Consider the following 13,757-nt stretch of genomic DNA (forward strand, 5'->3'; position numbering starts at 1 on the left):
ATGACGAGACCAGGGCAGGATCAGGACGCGGCGGCGCTCGAGCAGGAGTGGGCGACCAGCGAACGATGGACCGGGATCGAACGACCCTACCGTGGCGCCGATGTGGTGCGCCTGCGCGGCAGCCTGCGCGTCGAGCATACCCTGGCGCGTCAGGGCGCCGAACGGCTCTGGGCGCTGATGCGAGACGAGCCGTACGTCAACGCGCTCGGTGCGCTGACGGGCAACCAGGCCATGCAGCAGGTTCGGGCCGGTCTCAAGGCGATCTACCTGTCCGGCTGGCAGGTGGCGGCCGATGCGAACCTGGCGGGACAGATGTACCCCGATCAGAGCCTCTACCCGGCCAACAGCGTGCCGAGCGTCGTCAAGCGAATCAATCAGGCATTACAGCGGGCCGACCAGATCGATCACGCCGAGGGCAAGACCGACACCCATTGGTTCGCGCCCATTGTGGCCGACGCAGAGGCCGGCTTTGGCGGTCCGCTCAACTGCTTCGAACTGATGAAGGGCATGATCGAGGCGGGGGCGGCCGGGGTGCATTTCGAAGATCAGCTGGCCAGCGAGAAGAAGTGCGGCCACCTGGGCGGTAAGGTGCTGATTCCGACCCAGGCGGCGGTGCGGAATCTCCTCGCTGCGCGGCTTGCAGCGGATATCGAGGGCGTGCCGTCGGTGCTGGTGGCCCGGACCGACGCCAACGCGGCGGCGCTGATCACGAGCGATGTCGACGAGCGGGATCAGCGCTTCCTGACCGGCGAGCGGACCGCGGAAGGATTCTATCGGGTCCGCCCGGGCCTGGACCAGGCGATTGCCCGCGGTCTGGCCTACGCGCCGTTCGCGGATCTGATCTGGTGCGAAACTTCGACGCCCGATCTCGACGAGGCTCGCCGCTTTGCTGATGCGATCCACGCCGAGTTTCCCGGCAAGCGCCTGGCCTACAACTGCTCACCGTCGTTCAACTGGGAGAAGAAACTCGACGCGGCGACCATTGCCAGGTTCCAGCGGGAACTCGGCGCCATGGGTTACAAGTTCCAGTTCGTCACCCTGGCCGGCTTCCACGCGCTCAACTACGGGATGTTCGAGCTGGCGCGCGGGTACGCCGAGCGCGGTATGGCGGCGTACGCCGAGTTGCAGCGGGCGGAGTTTGCGGCGGAGGTCAACGGCTATACGGCCACCAGGCACCAGCGCGAAGTCGGCACCGGGTACTTCGACGATGTGACGCAGGTTGTCAGCGGGGGAGGCTCCTCGACCACGGCGCTGGCCGGGTCGACCGAATCCGAACAGTTCCACTGAGATCAGACTGCGGGTGACTCGGGGGGCGGCGGCCAATCGGCCGCCGCCCCCCGAGGCGCGTTGGTACAACGAGCGGACTACTTGCTGCTGTAGAGGAAGTAGTCGTATACCGCGCGGGCCGACTGGGCAATGGCGTTCTCCAGCGGCGGGCCCTGAAGGCGGCGCGAGCCCTTCACATAAACGGCGATGGCGAGGTGCGTGCCGTCGGGCAAGTCGATGATGCCGACGTCATTGGCCGTGCCCGAGTAAGTCCCCGTCTTGTGCGCGACCGGGGTTCCCGCGGGGAGCATGCCTTTGAGCCGGCCCGCGCCGGTCGAGGTTCGATACATGATATCGAGCAGCTCGGCCGTATGCGCTTTGTCGAGCAGCTCGCCCTTCCAGAGCTTGGTGAGCAGCGTCAGCATCGCGCGCGGGCTGCCGTGGTCGCGGGGATCCTTGGCGTAGTAGTAGGCAATCGAGTCGCGCCGGGCCTGGCTCAGCGCGGCAGATTGCCGCTCCCACTTGGTGCGCGAAAACTTGCCGTCGGCGGTCCAGATGTCGGTGATGCCGTACGGGTGCGCGATGACCTCCGCCGTGGGGCGGTCGACCCGCATATCGTTGATCCCCAGGCTGCGGAGATACTGGGTCACGGCCGTTCCGCCGCCGATCTTGGTGAGCAGGATGTCGGTGGCGTTATTCTCCGACAGGATGATGGTGGTTTCGACGATATTCCGAAGTGACATGGCGAAGCCAGGCTTCCGGAAGAGCAGATGGGCCTCGCTCCCGATGTGGAGATCGGTCGTGTCCCACTGGATCATCGCGTTGAGATCGAGCTTGCCCTCCTGGGCCAGCTTCATACCGAGGACGGCCATCGGCAGCTTGTAAGTGCTGGCTAACGGGTATTGCTCGTCGGCCTTGTGGAAGAAGGTCCGGCCCGACTCGATGTGCAGCGCGGCGACGCCGAGGGTGCCACCGGATGACGGCTCGATCCGGGCGATCTCGTTGGCGAGGTTCTGGCTGGGTGTCTGGGCACCAGCGGCGCCGGCGAGCGTCAGGACGGCAAGCGTCGGTGTCACGAAACGACTCAACATGGATATGGCCCCGGGAGAGAGTGGAGGTACGATCGGTCGCTGGCAGAAGCGCCCGGTGCAGGCTCAAATTGTATCCGTTATTGTATGCGTTGCAAGGTTGCGACCAGGGATTCTCGACGAGGAGGCGGCTATGGCGAGGCGGGTTTGGGCGTGGCTGGCGCTGGCGGGACTCGGGGTGGCAGGCCAAGCAGGGGAGGCGGGCGCTCAGGCCGCCCGGCGAGAGATCTCGAGGTCTCAGTATGCCGCCGCGGAGCGGATGCTACCCGCCAATGCCGACAAGCTCGTCTTTCGCGACAAGATCGTGCCGCAGTGGATCGACGGAGGCAATCGGTTCTGGTACCGGGTCCGGACCCCCGCCGGGGCCGAGTTCATCCTGGTCGATCCGGCTCGCCGGAGCCGCCGTCCGGCGTTTGATCACGGCCGGCTCGCGGCCGAACTCGGTCGCGTACTCGCTCGCGGTGTCGCCGCGGATTCGCTTCCGTTCGAGACGCTGACGTGGGAGGAGAAGGGCAAAGCGCCCTCGATCCTCGTCGTGATCGAGCAGAAGACTTATCGCTGTGAGCTGGACCGCTACCGGTGCGGTCAGGAGGAGTCAGGCCCGCCGCGCTTGCCGAACGAGTTGCTCTCGCCGGACGGCAAGTGGGGCCTCTCGCATCGCGATCACAACCTTTGGCTGCGTGAGGTTGCCAGCGGAGCCGAAGGGCAGCTGACACACGACGGGGTCCGCCGACATGCGTATGGCTTGCACCCCGAATCGAACACAGTCTGGGCCACGGTGCAGCGGGCCGGGTTGCCGCAGCCCCCGATGGCGCTCTGGTCGCCCGACTCGCGCCGGATCCTGACGCACCGGCTCGACGAGCGCGGCCTGGCCGAGTCGCATCTGATTCAGTCGGTACCTGCGGAAGGATTGCGTCCCAAACTCTGGTCCTTCGTCTTCCCCTTTCCAGGCGACTCGCTTTCGCAGGCGCAATGGCTGGTGATCGATGTGAACTCGGGTGGGATGACGCCGCTCGGTGGGAGGTTCGGCATGGCGTACAACTCGCCGATTGCGTTCCACGAGGCCTGGTGGGGTGACTCCGTCACCGCCTACTTCATCAGCCGGGAGCGGGCCAGCAAGTCGTATCGATTGATGCAGGCGGACGCGCGATCGGGGCGGGTCTCGGCCCTGGCGGAGGAGCGTGGCCCGACCATGGTCGAGGCGACGCTGATGCTCGGTACGCGACCGAACAGCCGGGTCCTGGGTGGCGGTCGGGAGCTGGTCTGGTTTTCGCAGCGCGACGGATGGGCGCAGCTCTATCTCGTCGATGGTGCGACCGGTCAGGTCAAGAATCGGATCACCGACGGGCAGTACGTCGTTCGGGAAATCGTGCACGTCGACGAGCGCGCGCGCCGAATCTGGTTCACCGCCGGCGGCAAGGAAGCGGGGCGCGATCCGTACTACCGGCACCTCTACTCGGTCGGGCTCGACGGCACCGGCCTGACCCTGCTCACGCCGGAGGATGCGGAGCACGAGATCAGCGTCAGTCCCAACGGGCGGTGGGCGGTGGATCGGGTGAGCCGGGTCGATCTCGCGCCGCGGACCGTACTTCGGTCGATGGATGGCAAAACCGTGTTGCCGCTCGAGGCAGCGGACCTCTCTGCGCTGCTTGCGACCGGTTGGCGTTATCCGGAGCGTTTCACGGTGAAAGCCGCCGATGGCACCACCGATCTGTACGGCATCATCATCACCCCGCCCGACTTCGACTCGACCCGCCGGTACCCGGTGTTGGAGGAGAACTATCCTGGGCCACAGATCACGCTGGTGCCCCGCGCGTTCACTGCGGGCGGTGATCTTCGGGCGATGGTGACACTCGGCTTCGTCGGTGTCATAGTCGACGGGCGGGGCACTCCCTTCCGGTCCAAAGCGTTCCACGATGTGTCCTATGGTCGCTTGGAGACGGCCGGCTCGCTCGAAGATCACATCGCCGCGTTCCGGCAGATCGGGCAGACGCGCCGGTACCTCGACCTCGATCGGGTTGGCATCTACGGGCATTCAGGCGGCGGGTTCGCCTCGGCGCGCGCCATGTTTCTCTATCCCGATTTCTACAAGGTCGCGGTGTCGTCGGCGGGGAATCACGATCAGCGCGGCTATCTCTCGCTCTGGGGAGAGACCTATCAGGGCTTGCCGCAGGGAGACAACTATGCTGCGCAGGCCAATCAGTCGATTGCAGCGAATCTGAAGGGCAAGCTGCTGCTGGCCTACGCAGACATGGACGACAACGTCTCGCCGTGGCTGACGGTTCAGGTCATCGACGCGCTCACCAAGGCGAACAAGGATTACGACCTGCTGATCGTGCCGAACGGATCCCACGCGATGTCGGCCAATCCGTATTTCCGGCGGCGGCGCTGGGACTACTTCGTTCAGCACCTGATGGGTGCGGCGCCGCCGGCGGGATACGAGATTACGACGAAGTCCGAGTATCCGTTCTAGTCGAGGCTGCGGATGCTAGGCGGGCTCTTGGTAGCGCTGCACCTGATCCCAGGCGGCATCGAGTTCCAGGCGGGATATCCAGCGAGCCAGGACCGGCTGGTCGATCCCGTCACCGCTCACAGCCAGCATCCGTACGATATCGCGCAGGTGACGGTCGGATCCGCCGGCCTTATAGTATTTGAGCTTCCCGAGAATGACAGCCTCGATAGGAGCAATCTGGACCCGCTCGCCTTCGATGTCGCGAACGATACGGTGCTGGAACGCCCAGGCATTGAGCGGATCAGCGCCTGGCAGGTAGACGTCTGCCCGCATGGCTGTCTCGTGATGGCTGACGTTGAAATGGCCGTGTTCGGGGCGATCAGCTTCCTCCCGGATGACCTCGATCGGCGGAACATAGAATGCCTCGGCTGGCCACAACGCGCTGAACCTAGCGGCATCACTAGAACGGAGCCGGATCACGAGGTCAACATCCACAGTCATTCGGGGGTGACCGTAGACGACGGCGGCCAATCCTCCCGTGACCATATACTCGAGACCCGCCCGGTTGAGGGGGCGCACGAAAAGGGAGACGAGACTAGGGCCGTGCGTCACGGAAGAGCTTTCGGACGGCTGCCGTCACCTCACCTTCAGACCAGCTTGGATGACGCCCGCGTACCCCGGCTTCCGCAGCCGCCCAAGCCTGCAGCCAGAGTGAGTGGGCGAGCCGGACTCGCTCGTCCGCCGACATCTGCCGGATACGCTCGACGGTAGGATCCATTGCCATCATGCCGAGAATTGTTGCGCGACGACCCCGCCAACCGCAAGGCGGGACGGATCCGGGATCGCTGCGGTAGCCGGCGCCTACGGTGACGTGACAGGCAGCAGGAGATATGACATGCGCTGGCGGTCATGGTAGACCGTCTGGGTCGCGACGACGCCGCTGCTGTCCCTGCCGATGGGCCCGCCGGTCTGCATGTTCCGATCGAACTTCGGGAACGCGTGCGACGCCACCTCGAGGCGAATGCGCCAACCGGTTTCCAGCAGGATGCAGGTCGACCAGTTGTCGACCGTATACTCCTCGACCTTGCCAGGCTCGAGCAGCACCGAACGATCAAACCCGAACCGATAGCGAGCGCGCACCACGCCGTCGTTGAGGCGCAGCGCAAATCCATCGGGTCGGACGGCAACGACTTTGGTCATCCAGTCTGTGTCACGTGCCGAGCTTGCGGCAAAGAGCTTGACCTGAAGGGGGCCGCAGACCTCCATCGGCCGGGTCAGTGGCGCCGACGTATAGACCAGCAGGTCGTTGCGCTCCTGGACCGTGCGGTAGTCATCCGGCCCGCCAACTTGTGAGAAGGCGTCGTCGGTCAGAAACGGCACCGCGTCGGCCGGGTCGGCCCGGTAGCGGTCGGGTGGCTGGGCCCCGGGTGGCAGGGTGTCGAGCACGCCGTCGCCGAAGCGCGAGTTGGCCTTGCCGTTGCTGTGGAGGTAGAAGCGGAGGTAGCGGGTTCGCGCCAGCGGCCACTCCCGCTCGGTGCGCCAGCGATTCTCGCCCATTACGAAGATCTGGACGGTCGGGTCGCGGTCGGCGCGGTTCGGTGCGTCCTTGAGCCAGTAGTCGAACCAGCGCAGGTTGAGGCTGTCCAGATCGATGACGGCGTCGGGGCCGAAGTCGATCTCGCCCAGCTTGCGACCCTGGTTGATTCGGTGGCCCCAGGGGCCGATCATCATGAACTGATGCGGACTGCTCCGCAGATTGACGAAGTTCTCCGTGGTGCCCACCAGGACGTCGTCGTACCAGCCGCTGATGTGCAACATCGGGATGGTCGTGCCGATGAGCGCCTGCTGATAGGCCTGCTGCTGCCAGTAGCTGTTGCGCACCGAGTGGTCGAACCAGTCGCGCCACGCCGGGATGTTGCGACCCAGTTCCTGGTCCGCTTGGTAGAGGGGCAGGTGCGAGTAGGCGCCGCGCAGATCGTGGCGTGAGATGTCCTGCATGGTCCGCCCCGACAGCGCGGCCAGCCACGACAGGGTCATCGGACTCAGGGCGCCGTGCTGATTGGGAAAGTTGCGATCCGGGTCCGGTGGCGTGACGCTCGGAATCAGCGCTTTGAGTGACGGCGGCTTGAGGGCGGCCGCGTAGAGCTGGACCCATCCCAGGTACGAACCACCCATCATCCCGACTTTGCCGTTGGCCCAGGGTTGCCGGGCCAGCCATTCGATCGTGTCGTAACCGTCTTCGGCTTCGGTCACCATCGGATAGAAGGTGCCGTCGGAGTCGCCTCGGCCGCGCACGTCCTGGACCACGTAGGCATAGCCCCGCGAGGCCCAGAGCTTGCCCGCCGTTACCTGGCTGGCCACCCCGTTGTCATACGGCGTGCGGAGGAGAATGATGGGCACTCGCTCCGTCGTATTGGGCCGATAGACATCGGCGGAGAGCGTTACGCCATCGCGCATCGGGACGCGAACGTCGTACTGCATCACGATGGGTGCAGGGGCGGCTGTCTGGAGGACCGCGAGGAGAGCAATACCGAAATGCGTCACGAATGCCTGGCCGGAGGAATCGCTGTAGATTACCGCCCGATCGCGAGATATGAAACCGTTCAGACCGTCCGAAAGAGTATCTGAGACACCATGAAGATCACCGATATCGAAACACCCGCCCCGCTCGTCGACCTCGATGTGCTCGAGCGGAACCTCGACCGGGTTGCCAATTACGCCACGCAGCACGGCATCGGGCTCCGGCCCCATGTGAAGACGCACAAGTCTGTCTCGGTGGCGCGCGGGCAGGTCTCGCGCGGTGCGCTCGGGCTGACCTGCGCGACGACCAAAGAGGCCGAGGTCATGGCCGAGGTGGCGGACGACATTCTGGTGGCCTATCCGCCGGTTGGGGCGGCCCGGTTGGCGCGCCTGATGGCCTTGCCGTCCCGGGTCCGTCTCATGGTGGCGCTCGACTCGGCCGAGGCGATCGAGGCGCTGGGCGCGGCGGCCAAGGCGGCCGGTCGGCCGGTGCGCGTCTTGATCGAGTGCGATCTCGGCATGCATCGGGTCGGGGTCCAGACCGCCGCTGAGGCGGTCCGACTCGCCAAGCTGGTGCAGAGTCTGCCACCGCTCGAGTTTGCCGGGGTCAACTTCTATCCGGGACACATCCGCCAGGAAGTCAATGCGCAAGAGGCGCTGCTCGACCAGCTCAAGGCGGACATCGCCAGCTGGCTCGACGCCTTCAAGGCTGCCGGCATCGTCCCCGGCATCGTGAGCGGCGGCTCGACGCCGACGGCGTTCCGAGGGCATGAGATTCCCGGCCTGACCGAGATCCGTCCCGGCACCTACGTCTATAACGATCGTGAAATCATGGGAATCGGCCTCGCCACCCCGGCGGATTGCGCGCTGACGGTCCTCGCGACGGTGGTCAGCACGGCGGTGGCAGGACAGGCCGTGGTCGACGCGGGCACCAAAGCGTTAGGCCGTGAGCCGCTCCGGATCGGTACGGCCACCGGCTTCGGCGAAGTCGTCGGGCATCCGGAGGTAACGGTCAAAGGCATGTCGGAGGAGCACGGCATTCTCGACCTGAGCGCTTCGACCTGGCGCCCCAAGGTCGGTGATCAGGTCCGGATCATTCCGAACCATGTCTGCATCGTGACGCATTTGAACGATGTGGTTCACGGGGTTCGGGGTGACACGGTCGAGACGGTCTGGCCGATTGCGGCCCGAGGACGACTGGCGGCCGTGTGAGCTTGCTGTCGCTGGGCGGGATCGCGGTTCGGTTTGCCGACACCACGATTCTCGACAATGTCACGTTCATGGTCGGTCGCGGCGAATGCTGGGGCGTGATCGGCCGGAACGGAATCGGAAAGACGTCGCTCTTCGAAGTGATCACCGGCGATCTCGTACCCGCGACCGGTTCGGTTGCGCGGGCCTCGGGTCTCAAGGTGGCGGTGCTCGATCAGCACCGCACCTTCGAAGAGGGCGAGACGGTCTGGGAAGCTGCCGCAGGAGCTTATCGCGAGTTGCGGCGGCTCGAAACGACCATTGCCGACGACGCCGAGGCGCTGGCCACGGCAAGCGGCGATGAGGCCGAGCGCCTGATGGCGCGGTACGCCCGGAACCTCGAACGGTTCGAGCATGAGGGTGGCTACACCGTTACTGCGCGGGTCGACGCCATTCTCGATGGTCTCGGCTTCGACCACGTTCGGGCGCGGACGCAGCTGGTGGCCACCCTCTCCGGCGGGGAGCGCGGCCGGATCGGTCTCGCTGCGCAGCTGGCGGCGGATGCCGATCTGCTGTTGCTCGACGAGCCGACCAACCACCTCGACATTGCCGGCATCAACTGGCTCGAAGGCCATTTGCGCGAGTCGGAGGCCAGTGCGCTGGTGATCAGTCACGACCGCGCCTTTCTGGCGGCCGTGACCGATCACATCCTGCATCTCGAAGACCGCACGGGCGTCGTCTACAACTGTGGCTACACGGAGTTCGGAGAACAGCGTGCCTTCCGGCGCTTGAGCCAGCAGCGTGCGTTCGACAAGCAGGCCAAATCCATTGCCAAAGAGGAAGACTTCATCCGGCGGAATCTCGCCGGTCAGAAGTCGTCGCAGGCCGTGGGGCGTCGACGTCGGCTCGATCGTTTGCCCCGTCTCTCGGCTCCGCCGACCGATCTCGCCACGATGGCCATTCGGTTCGATGTCCGGAACCGGGGCGGCGATCAGGTTCTCGTCGTCGACGGGCTCGGTGTCGATCTTGCCGGCCGGACCTTGCTCGAGGAGTTCAGCGGTACGATCCGGCGCGGTGATGTGGTCGGTCTCGTCGGACCCAATGGGGCGGGTAAGACCACCCTGCTGAAGACGCTGCTTGGTGAGCGTGAGCCGGCGCGAGGCAGTTCGCGGATCGGTGAGTCGATCGAGTTCGAGTACTATCGCCAGGATCTCGGCGACGTCACCCCGGGCAAGACCCTCTTCGACATCGTTCACGACTTGAGGCCGAAGTGGACCCGGGGCCAGGTGCACGATCACCTCGGCCGGATCGGCTTTACCGGCGACACTGGTCGGCGTCGCGCCGAAAGCTTGTCCGGTGGCGAGACGGCGCGCCTGTCGCTCGGTCGACTGATGCTGTCGGGCGCAAACTTCCTGATCTTCGACGAGCCCACCAACCACCTCGATGTCGAGACCATCGAATCGCTCGAAGATGCCATCTCGGCGTTCGAGGGTACGGTGCTGCTGGTCAGTCACGATCGGGCGCTGCTGCGCAGCCTGACCACCCGAACCTGGGCGCTGGCCGACGGGCGGATCGACGACTATCCGGGTTCATATGGTGAATGGGAGGATTGGCAGGCCGATCGCTCGGCTGTTGCGCAGGCCGATGCGGCACGCGCCGCCGCCGAGCGTGAGGCCAAACAGTCGCGGAGCAAGCCGAAGGAGGCCTCACCAGGCGGACCTCGGCCCCTGACCGCCGCGCGCCGCGCCTTGGAAGCGGCCGAGGCGGCGGTGCAGAGCGCCGAGCAGGAGGTCGCCTCGCTGGGGATCGCGCTCGATGATGCCTCCCTCTATCAGTCGGGCGATGGGGCCCGCCGCGCCGGCGAGCTTTCGCGGGCGCTCGAGGAGGCGAAACAAGCGTTGGCTCAGGCGATGACCGAGTGGGAGCGGGCCTCGATCGAAGTCGAACGACTGGCCGGCTGACCGTCACGGTTCGAGGAGACGCTTCGAATGGAAGTTCAGGTGTTCGGAACCAGGAAGAGTTCGGAGACCCGAGCGGCGCTCCGCTTCTTTGCCGAGCGACGGGTCAAGACTCATTTCGTCGACTTCGCGGTGCGGGCTCCGGCGCGGGGTGAGTTGCTTCGCTTTGTCCAGAAGTTCGGCCTGGCCCAGTTGATCGATCGCAGCTCGAAGCGGTTTGCCGAGCTCGGTTGGTCGGCGGCTCGGTACAGTGATGACCAATGGCTGGACAAGCTCTCGATGGAGCCTGGGGTGATTCGGCAGCCGCTGGTTCGCTACCGACAGCAGCTCACGATCGGTCCGGCGGACGCAACCTGGAAGACCTGGGAATGATGCGGCACGTCGAGCGACTGGTTGGCGCGCTGCTGGTGCTCCTGACGGGCTCAACATGGTGGGGAAGCGCCGAGGCACAGTCCGCGCCAGTCCCGCTGCCTCAGGGCATCACGCCGGCAGTCGTTGCCCAGGGCAAGGTGCTGTATGAGAGCACTGGCCTCTGCATGGCGTGTCATGGCATGGATGGCAAAGGCGGCGTCGGGCCTGACCTGACGGATGGGGTGCTGCTCCATCCGGACGGTTCTGTCGATTCGATCACCGCGTTGCTGATTCGCGGGATCCCCGAGGCCGAGGCCAAGACCGGCATTCCGATGCCGTCCCGAGAGGGGACGGGGCTGGACGACAACGAACTGCGGGCGGTGGCTGCGTACGTCTGGACCCTTTCCCGGTCCGTTGTGCTGCCGTCGCGGGAAGGACGGAGACGATGAGATCCTTGTGGTTGGCGGCGGTGCTGGCCGGGGTGTGCTCGCCACTGGTCGGGCAGGCACGCCCGCTGGCAGGGTTCGACGACTATGTGGCCAAGGCGCTGGCGGAGTGGCGGGTGCCAGGTGTGGCCATTGCGATCGTCCGGAATGACTCGGTCATTCTTGCCAAAGGGTATGGCGTCAAGCAGCTGGGCCGCCCGGATCCGGTCACGGCAGAGACCCTCTTCGAGATCGGGTCGACCAGCAAGGCCTTTTCCTCGGCGCTCGCCGCGATGCTGGTCGACGACGGGGTGCTCCGCTGGGACGATCCGATCCGTCATCACCTGCCCTGGTTCGAGCTGGCCGATCCGTACCTCAGCCAGCATGTCACGCTGCGGGATGCGTTTTCCCACCGGACCGGCGTGCTCGGCACCTACAACGGCGTGGTGACCTGGACCCGGGAGAAGGTCCTGCGCCAGCTGCGCTATCTGATGCCGGCAGTGCCGTTCCGCAGTCGCTACGAGTACAGCAACATCATGTACTCGGCGGCCGGTGAGGCAGTCGCGGCGGCCGCCGGCAAGCCCTGGGAGGATCTGCTCGCCGAGCGCATCCTGGGGCCGTTGGGGATGCGGCGGACCACGACGGACATCAGCCGAATCTTCGACTCGACTCGTTTCGCGAAGTGTTTCTACTGTGCTCTGCCGGAGCGTCCGGTCACGCTGGCTGATGTTCGCAACGGTCATGACGCGGCGCTGCCCCATCAGATGGTCGGCGACTCGGTGCGTCCGATTGCCTGGCAGAGCTACGACAACGCGGTGTCTGCGGGCTCGGTCATCTCGAATGCCACGGATCTCGCTCAGTGGCTCCGTTTTCTGACGTCGGGCGGGGTCTACGATGGTCGGCGGTTGCTCCGCTCAGCAACCTTCGAGGCCATGCTGACGCCCCAGTCGGTGCTCTATCCATCGGGCTGGATTCAGCTGGTCGATTCCATCAGTCCCAGTACCCATTTCTGGTCCTATGGGCTCGGCTGGCGCCTCAATGATTATCGAAGCCGGAAGATCGTCTGGCATACGGGCGGCATCGTCGGCTTTCTGGCGTATGTCGGCCTGGTACCGGAAGAGAACCTCGGGATTGCCGTGCTTTCGAACGGAGACATGGGGTATGCCTGGCTGCCTCAGGCGCTGGCGTATCGGATCATCGACCAGCATCTCGGCGCGCCGGTGCGGGATTGGAGTCGCGAGGTCCTCGCGCTCCACGCGGTCGACCGGGCTCGGAGCCGAGACGCGGAGCGGGCGCTGCAGGCTCAGCGGGTTGCCGGGGCGGCGCCGAGCCGGCCGCTGGCGGCGTACGCGGGGCGGTATCGAAACGATCTGTTCGGTGCGGTTCACATCGTTGCGGGGCAGGGTGGCCTCGAGTTCCGGATTCCCGAGGGCGGGTACGGTGCGCTGGAGCCTTGGCACTACGATGTGTTCCGACTGCGCCTGTCGGGAACCTGGGCCGGCGGACAGTTCGCGACCTTCGCGATTGGCCGCGATGGGGCGGTGGCATCGGTGGCCATCGATGGGATGGGGACCTTCCGGCGGGACTGACCGAAAGCAGGTCCGGTCTATCGCGTTGGTCGCCCGACCAATAGATTGGCGCGCGAGTTCCCGATCCCCGCAGGGGACATCTATCGCCATGACTATAGGTGCTGCTGATGTCGGTGTCGACGTTGGTTCCGGTCCGCCAGGACCGGGTCTGGGAAGTGTACCAGCAGGTCAGGGACCTGATCGTTCGCGGCAAAGTAGCGCCGGGGTTCCGGCTCACCGAGGCTGATCTCACCTCGCGGTTCGGAGTCAGTCGCACCTCGGTCCGGGCTGCGCTTCAGCGGCTCGAGCAAGAGGGCTACATCACGGCGCTCCGGGAGGGCCGGCGTAGCCGCCTCATGGTGGCCCCGCTCACCCAGGACGATGCACGCGAGCTTTTCGCGATGGTGGCGGAAATCGAGGGGCTGGCAGCCGAGCGGGCGGCGAGCCTTCCGACTAGACCACGGAACGCATTGGTCTACACTCTGAACGAACTCAACAGTCAGTATCAGCGGGTCGCCAGCGCTGCTGATGGCGACGGTGACGAGCTGTTCGAGCTCGACACCCGGTTTCATCGAGCCTATGTCGAGGCGGCAGCGGGTCCTCGGTTGCGGTCTCTCCACGACGCGATCAAGCCGCAGATCGAACGCTACATCCGGATCTATCAGACGGCCCTGCACGATGCGATACAGACTTCCATCGTCGAGCACGCCCTGATCGTCTCCGAGATTTCCTCAGGCAAGGGGCAGCGAGCGCAAGCGGCAGTTCGGACCAATTGGCGGAACGCAGCGGTACGTTTGCAGGCCGTGATCGGAGCGCGCGGCGAGGCGGGCAATTGGTAGCTCCAGGAAACTCCTGAGGGAGGGGTTTCGTAGGGCGCGAATCCAGTGTTCCATCTTGCATTTCGGGCTCGCGCTGCGTATGATGACAACTCGTCCGACAAC

General features: G+C 65.5%; 11 protein-coding genes. 8 read left to right on the forward strand and 3 right to left on the reverse strand.

Annotated elements, in window-relative coordinates; translation table 11 throughout:
* Positions 1-1,287, forward strand: coding sequence for an isocitrate lyase (aceA, locus tag KF785_11000; protein ID MBX3147286.1), 1,287 nt, complete (start codon positions 1-3; stop codon positions 1,285-1,287).
* A 77-nt stretch (positions 1,288-1,364) separates the two neighbouring features.
* On the opposite strand, the gene bla is transcribed toward aceA, so the two are convergent.
* A complete protein-coding gene (bla, locus tag KF785_11005) occupies positions 1,365-2,342 on the reverse strand; it encodes a class A beta-lactamase (protein ID MBX3147287.1) in 978 nt (325 codons plus the stop codon).
* Positions 2,343-2,487: 145 nt separating this feature from the next.
* On the opposite strand from bla, the gene KF785_11010 reads away from it, so the two are divergent.
* The gene (locus KF785_11010; GenBank protein ID MBX3147288.1) at positions 2,488-4,827 is read left to right on the forward strand and encodes a DPP IV N-terminal domain-containing protein; all 2,340 of its coding nucleotides are present in this window, start codon (positions 2,488-2,490) and stop codon (positions 4,825-4,827) included.
* Positions 4,828-4,842: 15 nt separating this feature from the next.
* Here the strand turns inward: KF785_11010 and KF785_11015 are convergent, their stop codons facing one another.
* Together KF785_11015 and KF785_11020 are read right to left on the reverse strand one after the other, a co-directional pair.
* Complete coding sequence (locus KF785_11015; protein ID MBX3147289.1) at positions 4,843-5,307, reverse strand: hypothetical protein; 465 nt, start codon at positions 5,305-5,307, stop codon at positions 4,843-4,845.
* A gap of 360 nt (positions 5,308-5,667) precedes the next feature.
* Entirely contained in the window at positions 5,668-7,350 is a 1,683-nt protein-coding gene (locus tag KF785_11020; protein MBX3147290.1) for a CocE/NonD family hydrolase, read from the reverse strand.
* Between the two features lie 90 nt (positions 7,351-7,440).
* Here KF785_11020 and KF785_11025 point away from each other — a divergent pair, with 90 nt between their 5' ends.
* The 6 genes from KF785_11025 to KF785_11050 all read left to right on the forward strand — a co-directional run bounded on the left by KF785_11025 (position 7,441) and on the right by KF785_11050 (position 13,655).
* Positions 7,441-8,538, forward strand: coding sequence for an alanine racemase (locus KF785_11025; protein MBX3147291.1), 1,098 nt, complete (start codon positions 7,441-7,443; stop codon positions 8,536-8,538).
* Entirely contained in the window at positions 8,535-10,475 is a 1,941-nt protein-coding gene (locus KF785_11030) for an ABC-F family ATP-binding cassette domain-containing protein (protein ID MBX3147292.1), read from the forward strand. Before KF785_11025 ends, KF785_11030 begins: the two co-directional genes overlap by 4 nt.
* Before the next feature lie 27 nt (positions 10,476-10,502).
* Entirely contained in the window at positions 10,503-10,844 is a 342-nt protein-coding gene (locus KF785_11035) for a hypothetical protein (protein MBX3147293.1), read from the forward strand.
* Positions 10,841-11,272, forward strand: coding sequence for a cytochrome c (locus KF785_11040; protein MBX3147294.1), 432 nt, complete (start codon positions 10,841-10,843; stop codon positions 11,270-11,272). The genes KF785_11035 and KF785_11040 overlap by 4 nt, the downstream gene beginning before the upstream one ends.
* Positions 11,269-12,837 (forward strand): serine hydrolase, encoded by a 1,569-nt coding sequence (locus tag KF785_11045; protein ID MBX3147295.1) that lies wholly within the window; start codon positions 11,269-11,271, stop codon positions 12,835-12,837. The genes KF785_11040 and KF785_11045 overlap by 4 nt, the downstream gene beginning before the upstream one ends.
* Positions 12,838-12,944: 107 nt before the next feature.
* Entirely contained in the window at positions 12,945-13,655 is a 711-nt protein-coding gene (locus KF785_11050) for a GntR family transcriptional regulator (GenBank protein MBX3147296.1), read from the forward strand.
* The last annotated feature ends 102 nt before the right edge of the window (positions 13,656-13,757 follow it).

Source organism: Gemmatimonadales bacterium, assembly GCA_019637315.1.
Taxonomy (GTDB): domain Bacteria; phylum Gemmatimonadota; class Gemmatimonadetes; order Gemmatimonadales; family GWC2-71-9; genus SHZU01.

Excerpts from the sequence above, each read along its gene's own strand:
- KF785_11050 (MBX3147296.1), top strand. The coding sequence starts at position 12,945 with ATGTCGGTGTCGACGTTGGTTCCGGTCCGCCAGGACCGGGTCTGGGAA.
- KF785_11035 (MBX3147293.1), top strand. The coding sequence starts at position 10,503 with ATGGAAGTTCAGGTGTTCGGAACCAGGAAGAGTTCGGAGACCCGAGCG.
- aceA (MBX3147286.1), top strand. The coding sequence starts at position 1 with ATGACGAGACCAGGGCAGGATCAGGACGCGGCGGCGCTCGAGCAGGAG.
- KF785_11015 (MBX3147289.1), bottom strand. The coding sequence starts at position 5,307 with ATGACTGTGGATGTTGACCTCGTGATCCGGCTCCGTTCTAGTGATGCC.
- KF785_11010 (MBX3147288.1), top strand. The coding sequence starts at position 2,488 with ATGGCGAGGCGGGTTTGGGCGTGGCTGGCGCTGGCGGGACTCGGGGTG.
- KF785_11025 (MBX3147291.1), top strand. The coding sequence starts at position 7,441 with ATGAAGATCACCGATATCGAAACACCCGCCCCGCTCGTCGACCTCGAT.
- KF785_11040 (MBX3147294.1), top strand. The coding sequence starts at position 10,841 with ATGATGCGGCACGTCGAGCGACTGGTTGGCGCGCTGCTGGTGCTCCTG.
- KF785_11045 (MBX3147295.1), top strand. The coding sequence starts at position 11,269 with ATGAGATCCTTGTGGTTGGCGGCGGTGCTGGCCGGGGTGTGCTCGCCA.